Genomic DNA, 21,592 nt, shown 5'->3' with positions numbered 1-21,592 from the left:
TTCGCGCGACGTTACGCTAACCGTAATCTTCGGATTCAACGGTACACTGATATTGACGCTCATAATGTAAAAAGGTTCTTTCGATGGCCAATAATACCACTGGATTCACCCGAATTATCAAAGCTGCTGGCTATTCCTGGAAAGGTTTACGTGCCGCATGGATCAACGAAGCGGCATTCCGTCAGGAAGGTGTCGCGGTATTGTTGGCAGTTGTTATTGCCTGTTGGCTGGATGTGGATGCAATAACCCGAGTATTGCTTATTAGTTCTGTCATGCTGGTGATGATTGTGGAAATTCTCAATAGTGCCATCGAAGCGGTGGTTGACCGTATTGGCTCTGAATACCATGAGCTTTCCGGGCGGGCGAAAGATATGGGCTCTGCCGCGGTGCTGATCGCCATTATCGTCGCCGTGATTACCTGGTGCATTCTGTTATGGTCGCATTTTGGATAACCCTTCCAGAATTCGATAAATCTCTGGTTTATTGTGTAGTTTATGGTTCCAAAATCACCTTTTGCTGTATATACTCACAGCATAACTGTATATACACCCAGGGGGCGGAATGAAAGCGTTAACGGCCAGGCAACAAGAGGTGTTTGATCTCATCCGTGATCACATCAGCCAGACAGGTATGCCGCCGACGCGTGCGGAAATCGCGCAGCGTTTGGGGTTCCGTTCCCCAAATGCGGCAGAAGAACATCTGAAGGCGCTGGCACGCAAAGGCGTTATTGAAATTGTTTCCGGCGCATCGCGCGGGATTCGTCTGTTGCAGGAAGAGGAAGAAGGGTTGCCGCTGGTGGGCCGTGTGGCTGCCGGTGAACCGCTTCTGGCGCAGCAGCATATTGAAGGTCATTATCAGGTCGATCCTTCCCTGTTCAAACCGAATGCTGATTTCCTGCTGCGCGTCAGTGGGATGTCGATGAAAGATATCGGCATTATGGACGGCGACTTGCTGGCAGTGCATAAAACCCAGGATGTGCGTAATGGTCAGGTCGTTGTCGCGCGTATAGATGACGAAGTTACCGTTAAGCGTCTGAAAAAACAGGGTAATAAAGTCGAACTTCTGCCAGAAAATAGCGAGTTTAAACCCATTGTCGTTGACCTTCGTCAGCAGAGCTTCAGCATTGAAGGGCTGGCGGTTGGTGTTATTCGCAACGGCGACTGGCTGTAATCTATCTCTGATACCGCGATGCCGCCTGGCATCGCGGTTTGTTTTTAATCTCTCTTCATCAGGCTTGTCTGCATGGCATTCCTCACTTCATCTGATAAGGCACTCTGGCATCTGGCTTTACCCATGATTTTCTCCAATATCACCGTTCCCTTGCTGGGACTGGTTGATACGGCGGTCATTGGTCATCTTGATAGTCCGGTTTATCTGGGCGGCGTGGCGGTTGGCGCAACGGCGACAAGTTTTCTCTTTATGCTGTTGCTGTTTTTGCGTATGAGCACTACCGGGCTTACTGCACAGGCTTATGGTGCCAAAAATCCTCAGGCATTGGCGCGTGCGCTGGTGCAGCCGTTGCTGCTGGCACTGGGGGCCGGAGCGTTGATTGCCTTACTGCGTACGCCGATTATCGAGCTGGCGCTGCATATTGTTGGTGGTAGCGAAGCGGTTCTGGAACAGGCTCGGCGCTTTCTTGCAATCCGCTGGTTAAGCGCACCGGCGTCGCTGGCGAATCTGGTGCTGCTCGGCTGGTTGCTCGGCGTGCAATATGCCCGCGCGCCAGTGATTTTGTTAGTGGTTGGCAATATCCTCAACATTGTGCTGGATGTCTGGCTGGTGATGGGGCTGCATATGAACGTGCAGGGTGCGGCGCTGGCGACGGTTATTGCGGAATATGCAACATTGCTGATTGGTCTGCTAATGGTGCGTAAAATCCTCAAACTACGTGGCATCTCCGGCGAAATGCTGAAAACAGCCTGGCGAGGAAACTTCCGTCGCTTGCTGGCGCTTAACCGCGACATTATGCTGCGCTCACTGCTGCTACAACTCTGTTTTGGCGCAATAACGGTTCTTGGTGCGCGGCTGGGGAGCGATATTATCGCCGTCAACGCGGTCCTGATGACGCTACTCACCTTTACCGCTTATGCGCTGGATGGTTTTGCCTACGCGGTTGAAGCTCACTCCGGTCAGGCGTATGGTGCGCGCGACGGTAGCCAGTTACTGGATGTCTGGCGCGCAGCGTGCCGCCAGTCGGGGATCGTGGCATTGTTGTTTTCGGTGGTTTATTTGCTGGCGGGAGAACATATCATCGCGTTGCTAACGTCGTTAACGCAGATCCAGAATCTGGCCGATCGCTACCTAATCTGGCAGGTTATTTTACCGCTGGTGGGAGTCTGGTGTTATCTGCTGGACGGTATGTTTATTGGCGCAACGCGCGCTGCCGAAATGCGCAATAGTATGGCAGTCGCAGCAGCAGGGTTTGCTTTGACGCTACTGACGTTGCCGTGGTTGGGTAATCATGCTTTGTGGCTGGCGTTAACCGTCTTTCTGGCGCTGCGCGGGCTTTCACTAGCGGTTATCTGGCGTCGTCACTGGCGTAATGGAACCTGGTTTGCCGCAACGTGACGGTTAAAAGTTCTGAATAAATAATCCTAAGCCAAATTGCTGACTACACTTAATCCCACGTTCAGAAGAAAAGTGAGCGTACTCTCATTCACCACCTAACGATGAGGATTTGAATATGAATAAAGACGAAGTCGGCGGTAACTGGAAACAGTTCAAAGGTAAAGTGAAAGAGCAATGGGGCAAACTGACCGATGATGATATGACGGTCATTGAAGGTAAGCGTGATCAGTTAGTGGGTAAAATCCAGGAACGTTACGGTTACCAGAAAGATCAGGCAGAAAAAGAGGTTGATAGCTGGGAAAAACGCCATGATTACCGCTGGTAATTGATCCCTCCTGCCCGATGTGTACAAGGATGTACGCCCTCTTAACGCGGTTTCTTTTTCACCTGCACAGAGTGATCATGCTGGCACTGTTCAGGATGACGACACGCTTCTACTTCCACGCATGCCGCACAGAGCCCATGTGCTTCAATCACATTATGCCGCAGGGCAAACCCCATTTTTGCCGCCAGCGTATGCATAATGTCTTCCACGCCTTCTGCACACTCTTCTTTCACTGCGCCGCAGCGATCGCAAATAAACATGGCTGAAGTATGCGTAGGCTGATCGAACAGATGGCAGAGCACATAGCTGTTGGTGGATTCAACCTTATGCACAAAACCTTGTTCAAGCAGAAAATCGAGCGCGCGATAAACCGTCGGCGGCTTGGCTTGCGGCTCGGCTTCGCGCAGCAAATCAAGTAGATCGTAGGCGCTGATAGCCCCTTCTTGCAGGCTCATAAGGCGCAGCACTTCGAGACGTTGCGGAGTCAGGCGCACATTACGCTGCGCGCAGAGTTTTTCAGCCTGCGCCAATAACTCTTGCGTTGTGGTCTTTTCCATTGTGCACCTCGAAAGTGGGGTTAAGAATGTCCTTACTTTACCATAATTCTCACTTAAACGCCGACAACCGGGCGTCGAAGCTGCCACATTGCCTGATCGCATATTCGTTATGCTATAGTAGCGCCCCCAATTCACCAGATGCTTAAAAAATCGCCATGTCAGCAGAATCACAAACCGCTTATCCCGCATACCGTTTCTCTATTGCTCCTATGCTCGATAGGATGTACCGTTTTTGAAAAACAACTAGTTATACACTTTGTGGGAGCCTATTGGGAACCTGAGGTTTTGCTCTTTCTATTCATAAAGCACCATTTGCTGCCTTATCTGATTGACCAAAAACAACCGCGGTTATAGACTTTGCTCCAAATAGCTGAGGCTATTGCTCACCCCCCGGCCTGAGGCCGTATTGGTCAGAGGTTCTCCTTAAGCTAAAGGAGTTCGTTATGCGCAGACATAGTGATGTGAAACATAAAATGCCGTTTTTGGATACTTTTAAGACAGCCGCTGCAGTGGGCCTGCTTATGCAGCACACCACGGCGATGTATTGCCAAGATGTGCCTAATGTTAAGCAAGCGCCGTGTACCTACCTGTCTGTGGCTGATGAGTATGAGAGTTCATTGAAGCTTAAGGAAGCTCTTGGTGTTATTAGTGACTTAACCAGCACTCTTAGCAAGGCATATTTTATGCTTGCCAATGCTGATAGCGAAGATGCTCGTACCCAAATCATCGAAACTCTCGATCAAGAAAAGTCAGACCTCATTGAGCTTCATCTTCGTGGCCTTGAGGGTGCTATTAAGAACATCTATAAAGAATGTCCCGATGAGCTCAAAGGAGTTGTTAAACCAGTATTAGTAACTACTGCGCAAGCGCGCTCAGCAGCTTCGCGTCTGAATGATCTTATCGGTCAAATGTTGAAGCCAGTTGAGACTTTTGCGAGTTCCATTGATATGGATGGTTTACGTGCTTTAGCTAAGCATGGAACGGCTACCTTTGTTTCTGGTCAATTCCACTGAGGTGAAAATTGCACGTTTCCGTAGAGTATAACCAAAAGAGTTTTGGCTTTTTTTTCTCTCCGGTTTTTGTGGATTTTCCAGATCTTCAGCAAAGCTTGCTTGATGATTTTGCAAGGTACAAAGCAACTGGTTCTCTTCCAGATTATTTTGGCCGAGATACTGCTTATGACAGGCCTGATGACATTAAGGATTCAGGTTTGATGCATATTCACCTATGTTTAGATGGCAAGCAATTTGATGCACCACCGGAAGGTGCAGACTTGCGAGACCCTAAAACGGTTCAGTGGTATCGGACTTCTGATACCGCTCTCGTTTATGCTCAAAATCTGCTTGATGAGAACAGCTATTCACTCATAGCTTTGTTTCATCCAGTTGCTCATTTCAGTGCCCAAAACTATGATCGGATGAGAACGTTGGCTTCTTACGCTCGAGAATTCCGTTACAGTTAAAATTAACCCACCTTATCGGTGGGTTTTTATATTTTGTCAGCAGCTTTGTTATTTTGATGCTCTTACCTTTTCCCATTCAATCCTGCCTTCTTCACGCCGTTTATCTATATATTCAGCAAGATCCTGAATGTTGATGCAGCGCTTTGCTTTCTGTGATGTACCAACACGATAAGTCGGGATCGGCAACTGGCATGCATTTGCTTTCGCTTCTGCTGTGTTAGGGCTCATACCGAAATACTTTTGGCATACAGCTGACAGCTCAATGTTTGGGGTATTGAATTCAGCCATCAGTAAAAACAAGGTGTTCATAATTTTCTCCATCAAAACCGGCTGCACCCGGGAAGATCATAATTCTGTGCTGGTGGCAGGAATTAATTTCTGCCAGATAGCGGAGACATATTTTGCCTGATGACGGGCATCAGCCAGGGCGTTGTGCCGTTCGCCATCGAAAGGCATGTCCATTTTGGGGTCGAATCCGATGGAACGCCCAAGCGTAACGATCGTGCGTACATCGTGGTCATTCCAGTATGCCCACGGGCAGATTTGTCCTGCTCGCTCATAAGCTCCACGTAAAATTACGTTGTCGAAGGTGGCCCCGTTACCCCAGACTTTTAAATATTTTGTATTGTCTGCATGCTGATTAATGAAATAGCTCAGTTCAGAGAGTGCATCGCTGATCGACAAAGTATCATCAATACAGATTGCAGCTCGTGCTTCAGGGCTCTGTTTCAACCACCACAGGATGGTATCGCCGTCAGGTGTGGCCCCTTGTTCCATAGCACTTTCCAGGCTGACAACCGTATAGAATTCTTGTCCGATGTCTCCGGTTTCTGGGGTGAAGAACACCGCGCCAATGGAAACGATTGGTGCATCCTTATTTTTCCCCATCGTCTCAAGGTCGATCATTAAGTTGTTCATTACTTCACCTCCTGCGTTTCTTTGCTGCTGTGAATTCGCCAGTTACCGACGCCTTCCCATTCAAACTGGCGGTTACTAATTCGCGTCCAGCCCCTGCCGAAAAGCAAATCCAGATACCAGTATTTTAAAGTTCTGATAATTGCTCTTACAGTTGGTTTGCATCCAGAAGTCTTTGATGCGCAAATAAAGCACCGAGTTATGCTCATGGCCTCTACAAAAGGCCAGATAAACCAAACCCAGATGCAAAGAGCCACGAACAACATGAGCGCAATGTTAGCCACTAAGCCAGACCAGTACAGATAATTGCTCACTGGTTGCCTCCTTTACGGATCTGCGCTGCGATGCGCGAAAAAAAAGACTCCCGCGTATGACTGTTAAGAGCTGGCGCGAACGCCGCGTTAAGAACGGCAGCATCACAGCCGTCATCGATATAGAGCGCAATTTTTTTCTCCAGGCGCGCTTTGGCTTCCTGCAACTGCATACCCCGGCACGCACGCGGGATATACTCAGCAATTTGAGCGATAGATTTTTCGTTCTGTTTAAACATGCTTCACCTCGATAGGCTTGATGGTGTCGATCAGTAGTCGGCGGCGCGTATTTTCTGCAAAGTGGCGGCGTCCGGTTTCTTTGTGGTAAAACTCGTTTTTGCCGACGACCCACATCCGCTCTGTCTGGTGAAGTTTTTTTACCTGCGGGCCGTCTTTGGTGATCACAATGCCGGTATGGGTTTTTACGATTGTCATGCCACCACCTCTTCGAATTTCAATTCCAATTGATCACCCCAGATTTCACATGACTCTGAACACGAGCCGGTATCGAATCGCCTGGCTTGCACCATCGCCTGATACAAATTTCTGTAGTCGCTGTCGGCATACATTCTGGCAATCCCGTCAAGGCTCAGATGACCACGGTACATAACGTCTTTATTTGTCTTTCGGTGACCATCCCGGACGTGTTTACCTGTAACCAGCTCATTAAAAACTCGCATCAGACCAGGTTCGTCTTTACATGCAAGCCCCAGCTTTTGCGTGGACTTTTTGATGCAGAAAACACAGTTCCCGAGGTGCTCCGGGATTTGCAAATCAAAAGGTTGTTTATGCCACCACCGGATAACATCCGACTTATCAAAATCAGATAGCTCGGCAAGATACCGGACGCCCGATTTCGGTTTCAGCCTACGAGGTTCGTCTGCACGAATACCCAGCCATGTGATGTAATTCCCTCGTCCGAAATGGTCATCGCAGTATTTTGTGAAGGGGGTGAGTTTTAATCTGTCAGTGCAGAACGCGCCGCCGATGTATGGCGTGCCATATTTTTTTACCATGTCCATAAACGGTTTAAGCACCGGCATTCGTGTCTGAATATCCTTTGGTTCCCATTCCGTATAACCATTTGGCTGCCAAAGCTCTGGATTTATATCGACCTGCAACACAGTTAGCGGTATGCCCCAGAACTTCACAACCTCCCGAATAAAGCGGTATGTCAGCGGATGTTCGCAACCGGTATCCATAAAGATGTAGCAGACGTTATTGCCAGCCTTTCTTTGTTCTTCCATCAGGTGAACAAGATATGCAGATGTTCTCCCGCCAGAAAAACTAACTACATGAGTTATGCACATTTGCGTAATTCCGATAACTCGTTGAAGCGTTCCATAAACATCCCGTAGGCATGGCCCGGTGCCAGTGGAATCACGTTGAACATCTCTGTTGCCGGGATGCCTTCCAGTACAGGCCAGAAAGAGCCATCATCAAGCCCGAGATCACGGCGTTCGGTTGCCAGCATGATGAGATCGGCATATTTCACGGGCGTACTCATAACCGGGGGTAACCCGTATTTCTCACGGATTACGGCGTCTATTTTTTCTTCCATCCGTTTATAGTCAGGAAGAAGGCGTTTCAGTGGCGCGGGGATGTCCTGGCAATACGCTTCTGTTGCATCATGCATTAACGCTTCAAAAGCAAATTCCTGCGGCACCAGCTGGCTGCAAAGCACCGCATGTTGGGCGACGCTGTAGAAGTGTGAAAGATGACCGGCAAAGCGACAGATATTTGAAAGGGAAACCGCGATATCGTTAATATCGATGTTGTCTTTATTTATCCTGTCATAATAAAAATGCTTCCCGGAAAAAGTTTTAATAAATGACATTTTGTTCTCCACGTTATATGCGCTGCACCGCGCTGAATTCGGGTAAAAGGAAGCCCTCACCATCCGGCGATTATTGAGTTAATTACGTTTCCATAAATGCCCCCGCAGGGGCATTTGCAGTAATGAAATCAGGCGGTGAAAGTACCAATAAAGGTTTCTACTTTGCTGTCTTTGAATTTCTCAACAAGCAGATCACGAAATTCGTTAGCCATTTCTTCCTGCACTGCTTCCAGCTGAATAATGCGCAGAACCAGTACAGGACGATCGCCAGTGATAATGCTGAGGCGTAATTTAAATGGACGTTCTTTCAGACCTTCAAACGGAACGCATTTAAATTCAAATGCCACTGGCATAATATCTTTGGTCTTCGCTTCGACAGACTCCATCAGGGAGCGTTTGCCGCTGAAGTCATTATCTTCAAAATCAGCGGTCTGGTTTGCTTCAATCGTGATTTTACGGACCGCCGCAGCCGCTTTTGTTGCCTGAATAGCGTCACCATTAGCATCAAAGCCCACAAGGTAGTCGGCCCAGTCTTCAATCCATTCTGCCAGTGACTTCTGGGAGTTACGCTCGCCGTTAACAGACAACAGGGCAGAGAACGGTGCTGTCTTTTTCAGTTTGAGAGTGGCGGTGTTATCTGCGTGACCTGGTTCATCAATAGTACCCAGGTTAAGCACACTGACTGCTCGCATATTATCGGCATCGATAAAGCAGCGGGTGCCTTCATCTGCAAGATCTTTAGAATAACGGGTAAAGTCATCGATGCTGGCAGTGGAAAGCGCACCACGGAAACGGAAGCGATTTAAATTAAATTTTTCCAGATCATGAATGCGGAAATTCTCAGGCAATGCCACAGCATCGGCACCAATCTTACTGATAATTTCATTAACACCCTGAGCAGAAATGAGGGCATGGATTTGATTAATTGCGGTTGCGTCTAAGTTCTGAGACATAATAAGTCCTCACTATATAAAGATATTCAGTGATGAGATAAATAATCAGTTTATTAAGAACGATATTAACGACCTGCTGCGCGGAGTTTTCCGTCAGGCTCACCGGCAAGAGTCAGTAATTGTCCTTGGTCTTCCTGCAGAATAGTCAGGCGACCACCGCGATTGACATACATCGGCGTTTCGGTGGTGTCTTCTTCGGAAATTTTCCCGCGGTTAGTCGGGCGAACATATGAGAGTTTGTGTTTGATTTTCACACGGTTCTCATCAAACGGTTCGATTTCCAGGTTGAGTGAGACCTTACATTTGGTTTTCGTGTTCATCACACCGGAAGCGACTTCACTGAGAACTGCGCCGATTTTGGTTTCAAATACGCCGCCGTCCAGCTCCCCGATAAATGCCTGCACATCAGTACTGCGTTCGCTAGCCATTTTGCTGCTCCTCATCATATCGACCCTGCAAGGTCGGTTAGTTTCTCCACAAAACAGAGAAGAACACCTGCGGTGGCAGCCGCCCGGATGGATTGGGTTATGAGCCCGTCGTCCGGTGATGCTCTTCTCTGTTTTGTAAAAAGAGCGGTACCAGCCGGAAGCAAGGATACAAACTGGTACCGCCAGGACTACACACAGCATAAAGTTGTGGTGCCGGGTGCCTCCCGGTGCCTGGCGAAGGTTGCACACCAGGCGGGTGGGTCTCCACAGAAGGTCGACTGTCAGCCTCAACCTTAACCCGCGTGCGCTGAGCCGCATTCACCACAACGCAAAGGATTCTCTCTGGTTGAAAATACTTAGCTGTTATGTGCCTGTCTTTTCACCACTTCAGGCTCGGTGGTATCCTTTTAAGCCCGTATACATAAAAGGAAAATCAAATGACTTTTGATGAAAAAGAACTTGATAATGCAATTAATAAAATCATCGTAACGTCGCTCTTTTCCTGTCTCAGCGACACTCAACAGAAACAGTTCTACGAATCGGCTTTCAACATGATCGAGCGTTGTTGTTTCTGCGATGCCGACGAGCTACCTGAAAAAATCAGGAAACAGTTGGCTGATGCTCTTCGAGTGCGACTTTCTGACCAATTTTCTGAAATGTACTCTCCGAATTTGGACAAATAGAAAAAGGCCATTTCCATTCAGGGTCTGATGGAAATACTTCAGCCTGTTCCAAAGCACGGCGTAAAGAGAATACAACTCCAGCCATAATCTGATGTTTCCCATTGGTCCAGCTATCGCCGCTCTGATCTACAGGAGCGGCTATGTCGTATGACCAAACGACTTCACCACTATTGTTTAAAATCTGGACTTTCATTTCATACACCTGCTTTAACATGAGTGCCTGGTGGCACAACATGACTCAACGAATCATCCTGGACTTCATATGCCCCAGGCGGCTACTTCGTGGGCGTCCTGCCTGTTCGTTATCTTTGATATAAAATCTAACTTAACTTAGTTTTAATGGCAAGAGAAAACACCAAACTTTTCTTAGTTCGGTGTTTTGGTTAGAGAAAAGGGTGGGGGCTAGAGTTCGTATTGAACTCCTTTGACTACACCAATGATGAGGCAATTACCATTGATCGGGATGTTGGGGTACCGGGGATTTAATGGCACTAAAAACTTTTGAGGGCCATCGATAACTAATTTTTTTACTGTGGCTTCGTTTGTTCCATCAAGTCTAGCGATGACTATTTTTCCATGCCGGGGTTCTGCATCAGGATCTACAATCACTGTTGCGCCTTCTGGTATTGTTGGGAGGCCATTAGGGTTAGTCATGGAGTCGCCTTTAACCTCCAATGCAAATGAGTTATCACCAATCTTTAATGATGTATCTACCCACTTGTCTACTTCACTAAACACTTCTGCTGTCCTGCACTCAGTAAACTGCCCAGCCTGAACCCACGAGATTACAGGAACTCTGCGCATGTTTGTGACGAGTTTGCCTTCAAACTCAGCACCATAAAGAATGTAATCTATTGACGTATTGAAGAACTTCGCTAATTTTGAAAGTGCTTCCCCACCAGGGACATTGATGTCTTTCTCCCAGTACCCCACAGCAACGTCACTTACTCCACAAAATTTACCCAATTCTTTCTGGGACGTTCTGGTAACCCTTCTCAGAGCTTTTATACGCTGACCAACCGTTTCCATAGGAGCACCATTTCTTTAATTACTAAGTAATCTTAGTTTTTATTGACCTAAGATAGATTGATAATTAACATCTAATAAAACTTAGTTTGGAGGGCATATGACGACTGACGATATCGAAAGCTACTTCGGCAGCATTGAGAAAGTTGCTGCTTTTTTCGGCATAACAACTGAAGCCGTTTATCAGTGGCGAAACCGTCCTGGCCAGTTAATTCCAAAAGGACGTGCAGCAGAGGCTGCATATAGAACTTGCGGACGGTTGCCATTTAAACCTGAGCTTTATGAAAAATCTAATGGATAAATCGATTTACAGAAACCACAGATATGAGGAATTAACCGTGGGTAAAGAACCTGAATGGAAAGTTGATAAACAGCCAGCATGGCTGGTGGCAGCAATACGAAGAACGATTGCTGATTTACCTCATGGTTATGAGGAAGCAGCGGAAATTCTTGGTTTGTATAAATCTGATGATATCACCCCGGCAAAAGATCAATTGCATAACAGACTGCGTAGCGGTGGGGATCAAATTTTTCCACTTGAGTGGGCCATGGTTTTACAGGATGCCAGTGGTACCAGGCATGTAACGGATGCAATAGCCCGTCGTAGTAATGGGGTGTTTGTGCCGCTGGTGGTCATTGATGACATTGACAATGGTGACATTAATCAGCGGCTGATGGAGTCAATCGAATGGATTGGTAAGCATTCTCAGTACTTACGCAAGGCAACTGCTGATGGAGTTATTGACCAGGCTGAACGCGAGCAAATCGAAGAGAACAGCTACCAAGTAATGGCGAAGTGGCAGGAGCATTTAACACTGTTATTTCGTGTTTTTTGTGCGCCGGAAAAGAGTAACGCCCGCGAGTGTGCAGCTCCGGGCGTCGTGGCGTCGATTGCTTCTGGTTGTGGAGAAACTAACGCATGAACAGTTTAACAACACACTACCGTCGCTCGCAACTGATTGCGCTTCCTGTACCGGGTGGAAAAGCGAAGGTGGAGTATTGCTATGCAGTGAATGTACCAGGTGACAGGGAAATTGTAACCCACGGCTTTGCAGAGTGGGCTGTGGGTGATTTCAACCGGCAGAAGGAGACAGTCCTTTGCGACAAGTTAACCGCTGGTTCAAAGATCACTACGGAGTGCCCGTCAGAGTCATTCGTTGGGAGCCGGAAACACAACGGGTTATCTACCTCCGTGAAGGCTATGAACATGAGTGCTTCAGCCCGCTCGAACAGTTTCGTCGTAAATTCAGGGAAATAGAGGTCGGTCATGAGCCTGTTAATGACATCCCAGCCCATTGTGATAAATCGTGATCTTGCATGCCGTATTGGTCTGAATGAGGCAATTGTGTTGCAGCAGCTTCATTACTGGCTGAATGAAACGAATTCAGGCACTGAGCATGGCGGAATTCGCTGGGTTTATAACACGACAGAACAGTGGCTGGAGCAGTTTCCGTTCTGGTCAGAGTCCACTCTGAAACGCACATTTGCAAGCCTGAAATCACTTGGGGTTTTGCGTCGCGAGCAACTCAATAAATCGAAGCGTGACATGACCAACTTCTACACGATCAACTATGAAAGTGAGCTTTTAGAAGAGGTCAAAGTGAACGAATCCATCAGGTCAAAATGCTCTTCTCCATCGGGTCAAAGTGACCTGATGGATGGGCGCAAAATGACACGATCCATTGGTTCAAAACGACACGCTGTCATCGGGTCAAAATGGCCCAATGATCTTACAGAGAATACAACAGAGATTACTACAGAGAATAAAACCTCTTCTCGTCCGGACGCTTCGCAACCGGACACGCAGACGGCTGAACAGGATTTTTTAACTCGCCATCCTGATGCGATTGTATTCAGCCCTAAAAAGCGCCAGTGGGGGACGCAGGATGATTTGACCTGCGCACAGTGGCTCTGGAAAAAAATCATCGCCCTGTACGAGCAGGCTGCCGAATGTGACGGCGAGGTGGTTCGTCCCAAAGAGCCGAACTGGACAGCCTGGGCAAACGAAATTCGCCTGATGTGTGTGCAGGATGGTCGTACTCACAAACAAATCTGCGAGATGTACAGCCGCGTCAGCCGCGATCCGTTCTGGTGCCGTAACGTGCTCAGCCCGTCGAAGTTGCGGGAAAAATGGGATGAGCTTTCCCTGCGCTTATCGCCGTCCGTCAGCACGTACACCGAAAAACGCGAGGACCCGTACTTCAAATCCAGTTACGACAACGTGGACTACAGCCAGATCCCGGCAGGATTCAGGGGGTGATCATGAGTCTTTTGAATGACGTTCAGAAATTCATTGAAGCCCATCCGGGGTGTACTTCCGGAGACATTGCGGATGCTTTTGCAGGTTACTCACGGCAGCGCGTACTGCAGTCAGCAAGCAAGTTACGTCAGAGTGGGCGTGTGGCTCACCGTTGTGAAGGGGATACACGCAGACATTTCCCGCGCCTGACTGAGAGAGCGCAGGAGCCGGAACCACAACCAGTTCGTGAAACCAGACCTGTGCGCAATTTCTATGTCGGCACTAACGATCCCCGGGTGATTTTGTGCCTGACCCGCCAGGCTGAAGAACTGGAGTCAAGAGGCTTATACCGTCGTGCTGCAACCGTGTGGATGGCGGCATTCCGTGAAAGCCACTCCCAGCCAGAACGAAACAATTTTCTGGCGCGTCGTGAGCAGTGCTTACGGAAAAGCAGCAAGCGAGCTGTATCGGGTGATGAGTGGTATCTGTCAGGGAATTACGTGGGGGCTTAATGAGTAATAAATATTGCCAGGAGCTGGTGGAACTGCGGAACAAACCAGCCCATGAACTGAAGGAAGTGGGCGATCAGTGGCGCACGCCGGACAACATTTTCTGGGGAATTAACACCCTGTTTGGCCCGTTTGTTCTGGATCTGTTCACTGACGGTGATAACGCCAAATGTGCTGCGTATTACACGGCGGAAGACAACGCGCTGGCGCATGACTGGTCAGAACGTCTTGCGGAGCTTAAAGGTGCTGCCTTTGGTAATCCCCCATACAGCCGCGCCAGTCAGCATGAGGGGCAATACATCACCGGCATGCGTTACATCATGAAGCATGCCAGTGCCATGCGTGATAAGGGCGGGCGCTATGTTTTCCTGATCAAAGCTGCCACCAGCGAAGTGTGGTGGCCGGAAGATGCGGACCATATTGCTTTTATTCGCGGGCGTATTGGTTTTGAACTGCCTGCCTGGTTTATCCCGAAGGATGAGAGGCAGGTGCCGACAGGCGCTTTCTTCGCTGGTGCTATTGCTGTTTTCGACAAGACCTGGAAGGGACCGGCAATCAGCTACATCGGGCGCGATGAACTTGAGGCATGTGGTGAAGCCTTTCTGGTGCAGGTTCGCCAGCAGGCGGAAAAACTGGTCAGGGAGATGGCGGCATGACGACGTTAACTCAATGCCAGCAGCAGGTGCTGGATATGCTGATTTCTTATCAGAAAGAACGTGGCTTCCCGCCAACCAATCAGGAGGTGGCAACCATGCTGGGATACCGTTCGGTGAATGCAGCGGTGGAGCATCTTCGCGCACTGGAGAAAAAAGGCGTCATCACGATAAAGCGTGGCGTGGCCCGGGGGATAACGCTTCATACTGCGATGAAGGACGACGACAGCGAGGCGGTCGGGATTATCCGCTCACTGCTTGCCGGTGAGGAAAACGCCAGGCTGCGTGCAACCCACTGGTTACATAAGAGGGGCCTGAAAGTATGAAGCTGATCCTGCCTTTCCCGCCCAGCGTGAACACGTACTGGCGACACCCCAACAAAGGGGCGTTTGCTGGTAAGAGCCTGATAAGCGCGGCGGGGCGAAAATTCCAGAGCGCGGCGTGCGCAGCAATAGTTGAGCAGTTACGTCGTCTGCCGAAACCAACGTCGGCACCTGCTTCAGTGGAGATCGTGTTGTTTCCTCCGGATAACCGGATCCGCGATCTGGACAACTATAACAAGGCGCTGTTTGACGCCCTGACCCACGCGGGTGTGTGGGAAGACGACAGTCAGGTGAAAAGAATGCTGGTGGAGTGGGGACCGGTTATCCCGGAAGGGAAGGTCGAGATCACTATCAGTAAGTACGAGAAAACGGCGGGTGCAGCCGCCTGATTAAGAGGAGAAACGAAGTATGAATAATCTGATGGTCATTGATGGTATTGAAGTTCGTCGTGATGCTTATGGACGTTACAGCCTGAACGATCTGCATCGCGCAGCAGTAGCATCTGGTGCAAATGCCAGAACCAAGGAGCCGGGAAAGTTTCTTTCCAGCCAACAGATTACTGAGCTGGTTCAGGAATTGATCGATACCCAAAATCTGGGTGTCGGTTCATTCAATGAAACTACCCAAAATTTGGGTAGTAAACCTGTCAGTAAAATAGAAGGGCGGAATGGCGGAACATATGTCTGTAAGGAACTGGTGTATGCCTATGCAATGTGGATCAGGCCGTCATTCCATCTGAAGGTGATCCGCACTTTCGACATGGTAACCTGCACACCGGAAAAATTATCCGGACAGGCTGCTGACAAGATGCAGGCTGGTGTGATTCTGCTGGACTTTATGCGTCGGGAGTTAAACCTGTCTAACTCATCTGTGCTTGGTGCCTGTCAGAAGCTTCAGGAGGCTGTTGGCTTACCGAATCTGGCACCGCGCTATGCCATTGATGCTCCTGCTGACGCGCCTGATGGCTCAAGTCGCCCCACGCTGTCGCTGAGTGCACTGCTGAAACAGTATGGTATCCGCCTGACGGCTAATCAGGCATATCACCAGATGGTGAAGCTGGGGATCGTTGAACAACGCGAACGATACAGCCGTACCGCGATTAACAACATCAAAAAATTCTGGTCGCTGACAGCGAAAGGCTGCATGTTCGGCAAGAACATCACCAGTCCTGCAAATCCGCGCGAGACGCAGCCGCACTTCTTCGAATCCCGATTCCCTGAGCTGTTAAAGCTGCTCGATACCGTTCATTGAGGTGACCGTGAGAGCACTACTGACCCCTGAAATTGCCCCACGTATGGGGATCGTATTGTTCAGACCAGGTTCAGAGCTGATGCCCCTGTTTATGCAGGGGCGTGTTCTGCTGGAGCCTGAGCCGGAACGTTATTCATCTTTCGCCAGTGGTGCCGTTCCGGCGGCATCACAACCGCTGGCGGATGATCCTGCCGTTCGGGCCGTGTTCCGCAATGAGGCAGTGATCCGTCGTGCTGGTGGCGTGGAATGTCTTGAAAGCTGGTTACTTCGTGAAAAGGGCTGTCAGTGGCCTCATTCCGACTGGCACAGCGATAACATGACCACAATGCGGCACGCGCCGGGCGCAATCCGTCTGTGCTGGCACTGCGATAACCAGCTGCGCGATCAGTTCACGGAACGGCTGGAATCAATGGCAACGGATAACTGTGCCCGGTGGGTGTTATCTGTCGTGCGTCGGGATCTCGGTTTTGATGACAGTCACGTTGTGACAATGCCGGAACTGTGCTGGTGGCTGGTTCGTAATGACCTGGCGGATGCCTTACCGGAAAGTGCAGCCCGTAAGGCACTGAGATTACCGAAGCCTGTTGTGCCGTCTGTCACCCGGGAAAGTGACCTTGTGCCTTCGGTTCCTGCCACCAGCATCATCCAGGATAAAGCGAAAAAGGTGCTGGCACTGAAAGTGGATCCGGAGTCGCCGGAGTCTTTTATGTTACGCCCCAAACGTCGCCGCTGGGTTAACGAAAAGTACACGCGCTGGGTTAAGACACAGCCGTGTGCATGTTGTGGAAAGCCTGCTGATGATCCCCACCACCTGATAGGTCACGGTCAGGGTGGAATGGGTACAAAAGCGCATGACCTCTTTGTGTTGCCTTTGTGCAGAAAGCATCACGACGAGCTGCATGCGGATACCGTGGCATTTGAAGAGAAGTATGGCTCCCAGCTGGAGCTGATATTTCGTTTTATCGATCGTGCGCTGGCAATAGGCGTACTGGCGTAAGTGGAGAACGAGCATGAACCTTGAAGCTTTACCAAAATATTACTCCCCAAAATCTCCAAAATTGAGTGATGACGCACCGGCGACAGGCTCGGGTGGTTTAACAATTACAGATGTGATGGCTGCGCAGGGGATGGTGCAGTCGAAAGCACCGCTTGGGTTTGCCTTATTCCTGGCAAAAGTTGGTGTTCAGGATCCTCAGTTTGCGATTGAAGGTCTGCTTAATTACGCGATGGCACTGGATAACCCGACATTGAACAAATTGAGTGAAGAAACCCGGTTACAGATCATCCCTTACCTTGTGAATTTTGCCTTTGCTGATTATTCCAGGTCTGCGGCAAGTAAGGCTCGCTGTGAGCATTGTGCTGGTACTGGATTTCATAATGTATTGCGCGAGGTGGTGAAACACTCCAGAAGCGGGGAATCTGTTATCAAAGAAGAGTGGGTGAAGGAACTATGTCAGCATTGTCATGGTAAGGGAGAAGTCAGCACAGCGTGCAGAGGGTGTAAGGGTAAAGGTATTGTCCTGGATGAAAAAAGAACCCGGCTTCATGGCACGCCTGTTTATAAGGTTTGTGGGCGTTGCAATGGAAACCGGTTTAGCCGTTTACCAACCACACTGGCGCGGCATCATGTCCAGAAGCTGGTACCAGACCTGACTGATTATCAGTGGTACAAAGGATATGCAGATGTCATTGATAAACTGGTTACAAAGTGCTGGCAGGAAGAAGCATATGCAGAGAAACAATTGAGAAAAGTGACAAGATAAATGATTTTAGCCGAAGATGGCGACATGATGCTTGCATTTTTCAAAAAATATGGATAAGATTTTCCCAACGATGGGCTTTGTATGTCTGCCGTTAACGAAATCATAACAAACCTCGCTTCGGCGGGGTTTTTGCTTTTCTGGAGGTCAATAATGCAGGGCGAAAAGCAGCAGCCATATTTTTTTAACCCTGGTATGACTGTTGAACAGCTTGAAGACTGGCTGGAGCAGCAAAAGCTTCATCTAAGCCGCTATAACCGTCTGGTAAAAGAAAAAGCAGAGCTTGAAGAACGGCTCAGTGATATTTCTGTGGAAATTGAACGGATGTCTGCTGGTGGTTTTAACGGAAAGTTGAGTTTCCCCTGGGAGTCAAGTCCGCCTCTGAGAAATAATCAACAGGGTAGTGTTTGACTGAAAGTTTTAGTGAGCGGAGAAATTCTGCTGCTTCTTCTGATATGTAATCAGGTTTTAGTCTGTCTGAAATAATAGACAAACTGTCATTAAGATCCCTTCCCCTCATATCTGAGAGGACCAACAGCAATTAAGAGGGGGCTAAATGTCCGATCCGATTTCCGGTACTGGACTGGCTGGTGGTGCCCTGACGGGTGCCAGTGTTTATGGACTGCTGACCGGAACTGATTACGGCGTTGTATTTGGCGCATTTGCAGGGGCTGTATTCTACATAGCAACAGCAGCAGATCTGAGTGCATCGCGTCGACTGGCATATTTTATCGTGTCATATATTGCCGGGATTCTTTGCTCTGGGTTGGTTGGCTCCAAGCTGGCGAACTTGACCGGATACAGTGATAAACCTCTGGATGCTATTGGTGCCGTAATCGTCTCTGCTTTAGCCGTTAAAATCCTGACGTTCCTGAATAATCAGGATATCGGCTCGCTGGTGGCGCTCATAACGCGCCGGGGAGGTTCAGGTGGAGCTAAATGACCCGACAGCAACTATAAATGCGCTGTTATGTGCTTGTGTTGTTATTACTCTGATGTTTTATCGTCGTGGTGATTCGCGGCATCGTCCTTGGGTTTCACGTTTAGCCTGGCTGATTACTGTTACATACAGTGCTGTTCCGTTGGCCTATCTCTGTGGGATTTATCCTCATTCCTCATGGCCCATTATCGTGGCGAACACTATTTTTCTTTCCGTGCTGGTGGCCGTCAGAGGCAACGTTGCACGTCTGGTTGATCATCTGAGGCACTAATGAACCAACAATTATTTCAAAAGGCGGCTGGTATTAGCGCCGGGCTGGCTGCGCGCTGGTTTCCGCACATTGATGCGGCGATGAAGGAATTCGGCATTACAGCACCAGCGGATCAGGCAATGTTTATCGCTCAGGTAGGCCATGAGTCGATGGGGTTTAGCGCCGTAGTTGAAAATTTTAACTACACACCATCTGCGCTGGTGGCGACGTTCGGAAAGAGGATTACACAGCAGCAGGCTGATGCCCTTGGCAGAATATCCGGACATGCAGCTCGTCAGGATGCTATTGCCAATCTTGTGTATAGCAACCGACTGGGTAACAAAGCACCAGGTGATGGCTGGAAATATCGTGGTAGAGGATTAATTCAAATCACTGGCCTCCATAATTATCGCATCTGTGGCGCGGCGCTGAAGTTAGATCTGGTGACTTCACCTGAACAACTGGAACAGGAGCTACAGGCAGCGCGCTCAGCTGCATGGTTCTACACCTCTAAAGGTTGCATGGTCTACGGTGCCGATATTAATCGTGTTACGCGCATCATTAACGGCGGTCTGAACGGTATTGAGGATCGTAAGGTTCGATACAACAAGGCGCGGGCGGCGCTGCTGGTATGAAGATGAGTTATTGGGCGCTCATTTTAACGTTTATTGCTTGTATTGCTGGTGGTCTTGTCTGGTCAGCTAATCATTACCACAATAAAGCCATTGAATACAAAAAACAGCGCGACGAAAACGCTATGGCATTAGATTCGGCTATGGCGACGATCTCTGATATGCAGAAGCGTCAACGTGACGTAGCAGAACTCGATGCCAGATATACAAAGGAGCTTGCTGATGCTAACGCGACTATCGAAAGTCTCCGTGCTGATGTTTCTGCTGGTCGTAAGCGCCTGCAAGTCGCCGCCACCTGTGCAAAGTCAACGACCGGAGCCAGCGGCATGGGCGATGGAGAAAGCCCAGGACTTACAGCAGATGCTGAACTCAATTATTACCGTCTCCGAAGTGGAATCGACAGGATAACCGCGCAGGTTAACTACCTGCAGGAGTACATCAGGACGCAGTGCTTAAAATAATTTTAATTTCACTGAAATTTAACAAGTGACTTTCAGGAAAATGCCTCGCAGATGCGGGGCATTTTTGTACCGGTATTTCACCGCGCACCGCAGCGCACAATAAACACCGAACCTGACCCTTTGGAATGGGCCTTTGAGGATACCAGTTAGTGCTGGCGAGCCTCGGTGGGCTGGTTTCCTGTGCGGCAAAGGTTCATTTCAAAGAGTTGGTACACGCTATGAAATCATTAACCCTCTTCAATCAACCAATTCGTATCGGTGAAGATGGCATGATCTGCCTCACCGATATGTGGAAAGCCAGTGGAAAAAGTGATGCCGAATCGCCGTACCACTACCTGAGAAACAAGCAGACCAAAGAGTTCTTAGCCGAGCTGGAGAAAAACCACGAATCTGTGGTTTTTACGGAACGCGGTGTGCACGGTGGAACTTATGGCGGAAAGTTCGTTGCTTATGATTACGCAGCATGGCTAAACCCTGGATTTAAATATGCAGCCTATAAAGTCCTCGATGACTACTTCACCGGAGAGCTTCAGCATCGCAACAGCTTAAGTGCGCAGCTCAACATGAAATGTCATGAGTTTGACCAGAAGAAAGACATGGCGAGCAGCTGCGTCTCAACGGCTGTGTCAATCATCACTTTGTTAGCTACATGATGCGGAACTCGATCATGCAGGCATTCATGGACATGGCAAAAGCCGAGAGGAAAGAATAGCGCCGGCGTAAGCGAGCGGAAGCAAAAGCGAAGTAGCCATTACAAAGCCTATCTACGGGTGGGCTTGATAATGAAACCGGAATTTATTCTGGGCAACCAGTTACGGCATTACAGCGAAACAACCCAAGCCAGTAAGTGGGGAAATAACACTGGCAGCCACTGAAAGATGAACCTCCTGCCTTATGGCAAAAAAGATTCTTTGTGGTGGCGGACTGATGGAAAGACATCGGTTATTGCAGAGGCCATTCAATGAGTGGTCTCGACAATGGCTTATACCCTACACGGGATAACTTAACTGATATCCCTTTTAACGGATAAACGGAGCCAATAATGGCAGAGAATGTCGGCATTATGGCAGTGAAATTTGGATAAATCGGAGATTAGTACATATGCCGCCACGAATCCCAAAAGCCTGCCGTGTTCGCGGCTGCCGCCATACCACCACAGACCCGTCAGGCTACTGCGAAAGCCACAAAAGCGAAGGCTGGAAGCAATACAAGCCAGGCCAGTCCCGTCATCAGCGCGGTTATGGTTCGAAGTGGGACGGTATCCGCGAGCGCGTCCTGAAGCGTGACAAAGGTTTATGTCAGTTATGTCTGCGTGCTGGTGTGGTGCGTGAGGCGAAAACCGTTGACCACATCATCCCTAAAGCGCATGGCGGCGCTGATGCCGACAGTAATCTGCAGAGTCTGTGCTGGCCGTGTCATAAGGCGAAGACGGCTCGTGAACGGCTGAAGTGATAATAATTCTCAACTGCATGGGGGGAGGGGCGGGTCAAATCTCTACAGCCCTGACTG

The 21,592-nt window shown here is 49.1% G+C and carries 36 protein-coding genes and 1 pseudogene; 24 read left to right on the top strand and 13 right to left on the bottom strand.

Translation table 11 applies throughout. From position 1 onward, the window contains the following. Positions 1-83: 83 nt before the first annotated feature. The 4 genes from dgkA to AACS80_RS05550 all read left to right on the top strand — a co-directional run bounded on the left by dgkA (position 84) and on the right by AACS80_RS05550 (position 2,893). On the top strand, positions 84-452 hold the full coding sequence (dgkA, locus tag AACS80_RS05565) for a diacylglycerol kinase (RefSeq protein ID WP_000002907.1): 369 nt from the start codon (positions 84-86) through the stop codon (positions 450-452). A 109-nt stretch (positions 453-561) separates the two neighbouring features. Beyond that, on the top strand, positions 562-1,170 hold the full coding sequence (gene lexA, locus AACS80_RS05560; protein ID WP_064525560.1) for a transcriptional repressor LexA: 609 nt from the start codon (positions 562-564) through the stop codon (positions 1,168-1,170). A gap of 72 nt (positions 1,171-1,242) precedes the next feature. Beyond that, complete coding sequence (gene dinF, locus AACS80_RS05555) at positions 1,243-2,568, top strand: MATE family efflux transporter DinF (RefSeq protein WP_135410813.1); 1,326 nt, start codon at positions 1,243-1,245, stop codon at positions 2,566-2,568. 115 nt (positions 2,569-2,683) lie between these two features. Continuing rightward, positions 2,684-2,893 carry a CsbD family protein gene (locus AACS80_RS05550; protein WP_001030602.1) on the top strand — a complete coding sequence of 70 codons (210 nt, stop codon included), beginning with the start codon at positions 2,684-2,686 and terminating at the stop codon, positions 2,891-2,893. A 41-nt stretch (positions 2,894-2,934) separates the two neighbouring features. On the opposite strand, the gene zur is transcribed toward AACS80_RS05550, so the two are convergent. Then, the gene (gene zur, locus AACS80_RS05545; RefSeq protein ID WP_130205794.1) at positions 2,935-3,450 is read right to left on the bottom strand and encodes a zinc uptake transcriptional repressor Zur; all 516 of its coding nucleotides are present in this window, start codon (positions 3,448-3,450) and stop codon (positions 2,935-2,937) included. A gap of 443 nt (positions 3,451-3,893) precedes the next feature. Here zur and AACS80_RS05540 point away from each other — a divergent pair, with 443 nt between their 5' ends. Next, positions 3,894-4,463, top strand: a complete 570-nt coding sequence (locus tag AACS80_RS05540; protein WP_135410814.1) for a hypothetical protein — start codon at positions 3,894-3,896, stop codon at positions 4,461-4,463. A gap of 8 nt (positions 4,464-4,471) precedes the next feature. After that, entirely contained in the window at positions 4,472-4,912 is a 441-nt protein-coding gene (locus tag AACS80_RS05535; RefSeq protein ID WP_138183688.1) for a type II toxin-antitoxin system YafO family toxin, read from the top strand. Positions 4,913-4,960: 48 nt separating this feature from the next. On the opposite strand, the gene AACS80_RS05530 is transcribed toward AACS80_RS05535, so the two are convergent. The 12 genes and pseudogenes from AACS80_RS05530 to AACS80_RS05475 form a co-directional block, all read right to left on the bottom strand. Next, positions 4,961-5,221, bottom strand: a complete 261-nt coding sequence (locus AACS80_RS05530; protein ID WP_096933071.1) for a pyocin activator PrtN family protein — start codon at positions 5,219-5,221, stop codon at positions 4,961-4,963. 36 nt (positions 5,222-5,257) lie between these two features. Continuing rightward, the gene (locus tag AACS80_RS05525; protein WP_138183687.1) at positions 5,258-5,830 is read right to left on the bottom strand and encodes a 3'-5' exonuclease; all 573 of its coding nucleotides are present in this window, start codon (positions 5,828-5,830) and stop codon (positions 5,258-5,260) included. Continuing rightward, positions 5,830-6,141, bottom strand: coding sequence for a hypothetical protein (locus tag AACS80_RS05520; protein WP_000073886.1), 312 nt, complete (start codon positions 6,139-6,141; stop codon positions 5,830-5,832). Before AACS80_RS05520 ends, AACS80_RS05525 begins: the two co-directional genes overlap by 1 nt. Further along, positions 6,138-6,377: a hypothetical protein gene (locus tag AACS80_RS05515; RefSeq protein ID WP_000476212.1), complete on the bottom strand. Its 240-nt coding sequence runs from the start codon at positions 6,375-6,377 to the stop codon at positions 6,138-6,140. Before AACS80_RS05515 ends, AACS80_RS05520 begins: the two co-directional genes overlap by 4 nt. Then, positions 6,370-6,573, bottom strand: coding sequence for a hypothetical protein (locus AACS80_RS05510; protein ID WP_000156999.1), 204 nt, complete (start codon positions 6,571-6,573; stop codon positions 6,370-6,372). Before AACS80_RS05510 ends, AACS80_RS05515 begins: the two co-directional genes overlap by 8 nt. Beyond that, the gene (locus tag AACS80_RS05505; protein ID WP_135410815.1) at positions 6,570-7,448 is read right to left on the bottom strand and encodes a phosphoadenosine phosphosulfate reductase domain-containing protein; all 879 of its coding nucleotides are present in this window, start codon (positions 7,446-7,448) and stop codon (positions 6,570-6,572) included. Before AACS80_RS05505 ends, AACS80_RS05510 begins: the two co-directional genes overlap by 4 nt. Next, positions 7,439-7,975 (bottom strand): 5'-deoxynucleotidase, encoded by a 537-nt coding sequence (gene yfdR / locus AACS80_RS05500; RefSeq protein ID WP_000008249.1) that lies wholly within the window; start codon positions 7,973-7,975, stop codon positions 7,439-7,441. Before yfdR ends, AACS80_RS05505 begins: the two co-directional genes overlap by 10 nt. Before the next feature lie 128 nt (positions 7,976-8,103). Beyond that, on the bottom strand, positions 8,104-8,928 hold the full coding sequence (locus AACS80_RS05495; RefSeq protein ID WP_000081287.1) for a YfdQ family protein: 825 nt from the start codon (positions 8,926-8,928) through the stop codon (positions 8,104-8,106). Positions 8,929-8,993: 65 nt separating this feature from the next. Then, the gene (gene yfdP, locus AACS80_RS05490) at positions 8,994-9,356 is read right to left on the bottom strand and encodes a protein YfdP (protein WP_135410816.1); all 363 of its coding nucleotides are present in this window, start codon (positions 9,354-9,356) and stop codon (positions 8,994-8,996) included. Between the two features lie 14 nt (positions 9,357-9,370). Further along, positions 9,371-9,681 (bottom strand): annotated as a pseudogene (locus tag AACS80_RS05485) (hypothetical protein). A gap of 275 nt (positions 9,682-9,956) precedes the next feature. Beyond that, positions 9,957-10,232, bottom strand: a complete 276-nt coding sequence (locus AACS80_RS05480) for a hypothetical protein (protein ID WP_001514782.1) — start codon at positions 10,230-10,232, stop codon at positions 9,957-9,959. A gap of 209 nt (positions 10,233-10,441) precedes the next feature. Then, on the bottom strand, positions 10,442-11,068 hold the full coding sequence (locus AACS80_RS05475) for a LexA family protein (RefSeq protein ID WP_000450740.1): 627 nt from the start codon (positions 11,066-11,068) through the stop codon (positions 10,442-10,444). A gap of 97 nt (positions 11,069-11,165) precedes the next feature. On the opposite strand from AACS80_RS05475, the gene AACS80_RS05470 reads away from it, so the two are divergent. From AACS80_RS05470 to AACS80_RS05385, 18 genes are all read left to right on the top strand, one after another. Further along, positions 11,166-11,366: a Cro/CI family transcriptional regulator gene (locus tag AACS80_RS05470; RefSeq protein ID WP_000205494.1), complete on the top strand. Its 201-nt coding sequence runs from the start codon at positions 11,166-11,168 to the stop codon at positions 11,364-11,366. A gap of 37 nt (positions 11,367-11,403) precedes the next feature. Next, complete coding sequence (locus AACS80_RS05465; RefSeq protein ID WP_000514174.1) at positions 11,404-11,988, top strand: YmfL family putative regulatory protein; 585 nt, start codon at positions 11,404-11,406, stop codon at positions 11,986-11,988. Between the two features lie 175 nt (positions 11,989-12,163). Further along, positions 12,164-12,376 (top strand): DUF4222 domain-containing protein, encoded by a 213-nt coding sequence (locus AACS80_RS05460; protein WP_001250270.1) that lies wholly within the window; start codon positions 12,164-12,166, stop codon positions 12,374-12,376. Then, positions 12,333-13,325 carry a hypothetical protein gene (locus AACS80_RS05455; protein ID WP_167852433.1) on the top strand — a complete coding sequence of 331 codons (993 nt, stop codon included), beginning with the start codon at positions 12,333-12,335 and terminating at the stop codon, positions 13,323-13,325. The genes AACS80_RS05460 and AACS80_RS05455 overlap by 44 nt, the downstream gene beginning before the upstream one ends. After that, complete coding sequence (locus tag AACS80_RS05450) at positions 13,322-13,816, top strand: PerC family transcriptional regulator (protein ID WP_072178178.1); 495 nt, start codon at positions 13,322-13,324, stop codon at positions 13,814-13,816. Before AACS80_RS05455 ends, AACS80_RS05450 begins: the two co-directional genes overlap by 4 nt. Beyond that, positions 13,816-14,469, top strand: a complete 654-nt coding sequence (locus AACS80_RS05445; RefSeq protein ID WP_135410817.1) for a phage N-6-adenine-methyltransferase — start codon at positions 13,816-13,818, stop codon at positions 14,467-14,469. Before AACS80_RS05450 ends, AACS80_RS05445 begins: the two co-directional genes overlap by 1 nt. Then, positions 14,466-14,792: a LexA family transcriptional regulator gene (locus AACS80_RS05440; protein WP_094163017.1), complete on the top strand. Its 327-nt coding sequence runs from the start codon at positions 14,466-14,468 to the stop codon at positions 14,790-14,792. Before AACS80_RS05445 ends, AACS80_RS05440 begins: the two co-directional genes overlap by 4 nt. Further along, complete coding sequence (locus AACS80_RS05435) at positions 14,789-15,178, top strand: RusA family crossover junction endodeoxyribonuclease (protein WP_000767113.1); 390 nt, start codon at positions 14,789-14,791, stop codon at positions 15,176-15,178. Before AACS80_RS05440 ends, AACS80_RS05435 begins: the two co-directional genes overlap by 4 nt. Positions 15,179-15,197: 19 nt before the next feature. Further along, positions 15,198-16,040: a KilA-N domain-containing protein gene (locus tag AACS80_RS05430; protein ID WP_135410818.1), complete on the top strand. Its 843-nt coding sequence runs from the start codon at positions 15,198-15,200 to the stop codon at positions 16,038-16,040. Between the two features lie 7 nt (positions 16,041-16,047). Further along, on the top strand, positions 16,048-17,037 hold the full coding sequence (locus AACS80_RS05425; protein ID WP_135410819.1) for a DUF968 domain-containing protein: 990 nt from the start codon (positions 16,048-16,050) through the stop codon (positions 17,035-17,037). Positions 17,038-17,050: 13 nt separating this feature from the next. Continuing rightward, entirely contained in the window at positions 17,051-17,803 is a 753-nt protein-coding gene (locus AACS80_RS05420) for an antitermination protein Q (RefSeq protein ID WP_138183686.1), read from the top strand. A 150-nt stretch (positions 17,804-17,953) separates the two neighbouring features. After that, positions 17,954-18,211 carry a hypothetical protein gene (locus AACS80_RS05415; protein WP_032176015.1) on the top strand — a complete coding sequence of 86 codons (258 nt, stop codon included), beginning with the start codon at positions 17,954-17,956 and terminating at the stop codon, positions 18,209-18,211. Between the two features lie 145 nt (positions 18,212-18,356). After that, positions 18,357-18,743: a phage holin family protein gene (locus AACS80_RS05410; RefSeq protein WP_001283169.1), complete on the top strand. Its 387-nt coding sequence runs from the start codon at positions 18,357-18,359 to the stop codon at positions 18,741-18,743. Continuing rightward, positions 18,730-19,011 (top strand): phage holin family protein, encoded by a 282-nt coding sequence (locus AACS80_RS05405; RefSeq protein WP_000422366.1) that lies wholly within the window; start codon positions 18,730-18,732, stop codon positions 19,009-19,011. Before AACS80_RS05410 ends, AACS80_RS05405 begins: the two co-directional genes overlap by 14 nt. Further along, positions 19,011-19,625 carry a glycoside hydrolase family 19 protein gene (locus AACS80_RS05400; RefSeq protein ID WP_135410820.1) on the top strand — a complete coding sequence of 205 codons (615 nt, stop codon included), beginning with the start codon at positions 19,011-19,013 and terminating at the stop codon, positions 19,623-19,625. Before AACS80_RS05405 ends, AACS80_RS05400 begins: the two co-directional genes overlap by 1 nt. Continuing rightward, positions 19,622-20,083, top strand: a complete 462-nt coding sequence (locus AACS80_RS05395) for a lysis protein (protein ID WP_001565185.1) — start codon at positions 19,622-19,624, stop codon at positions 20,081-20,083. Before AACS80_RS05400 ends, AACS80_RS05395 begins: the two co-directional genes overlap by 4 nt. Positions 20,084-20,301: 218 nt before the next feature. Continuing rightward, the gene (locus AACS80_RS05390) at positions 20,302-20,736 is read left to right on the top strand and encodes a KilA-N domain-containing protein (protein WP_135410849.1); all 435 of its coding nucleotides are present in this window, start codon (positions 20,302-20,304) and stop codon (positions 20,734-20,736) included. 448 nt (positions 20,737-21,184) lie between these two features. Further along, a complete protein-coding gene (locus AACS80_RS05385) occupies positions 21,185-21,535 on the top strand; it encodes an HNH endonuclease (RefSeq protein WP_135410821.1) in 351 nt (116 codons plus the stop codon). Positions 21,536-21,592: the final 57 nt, after the last annotated feature.

Source organism: Escherichia sp. E4385, from assembly GCF_963883145.1.
In the GTDB taxonomy this organism is placed as follows: Bacteria; Pseudomonadota; Gammaproteobacteria; order Enterobacterales; family Enterobacteriaceae; genus Escherichia.
The sequence above is the reverse complement of the archived record's forward strand: the minus strand, read 5'-3'. Positions and strand labels throughout refer to the sequence as shown.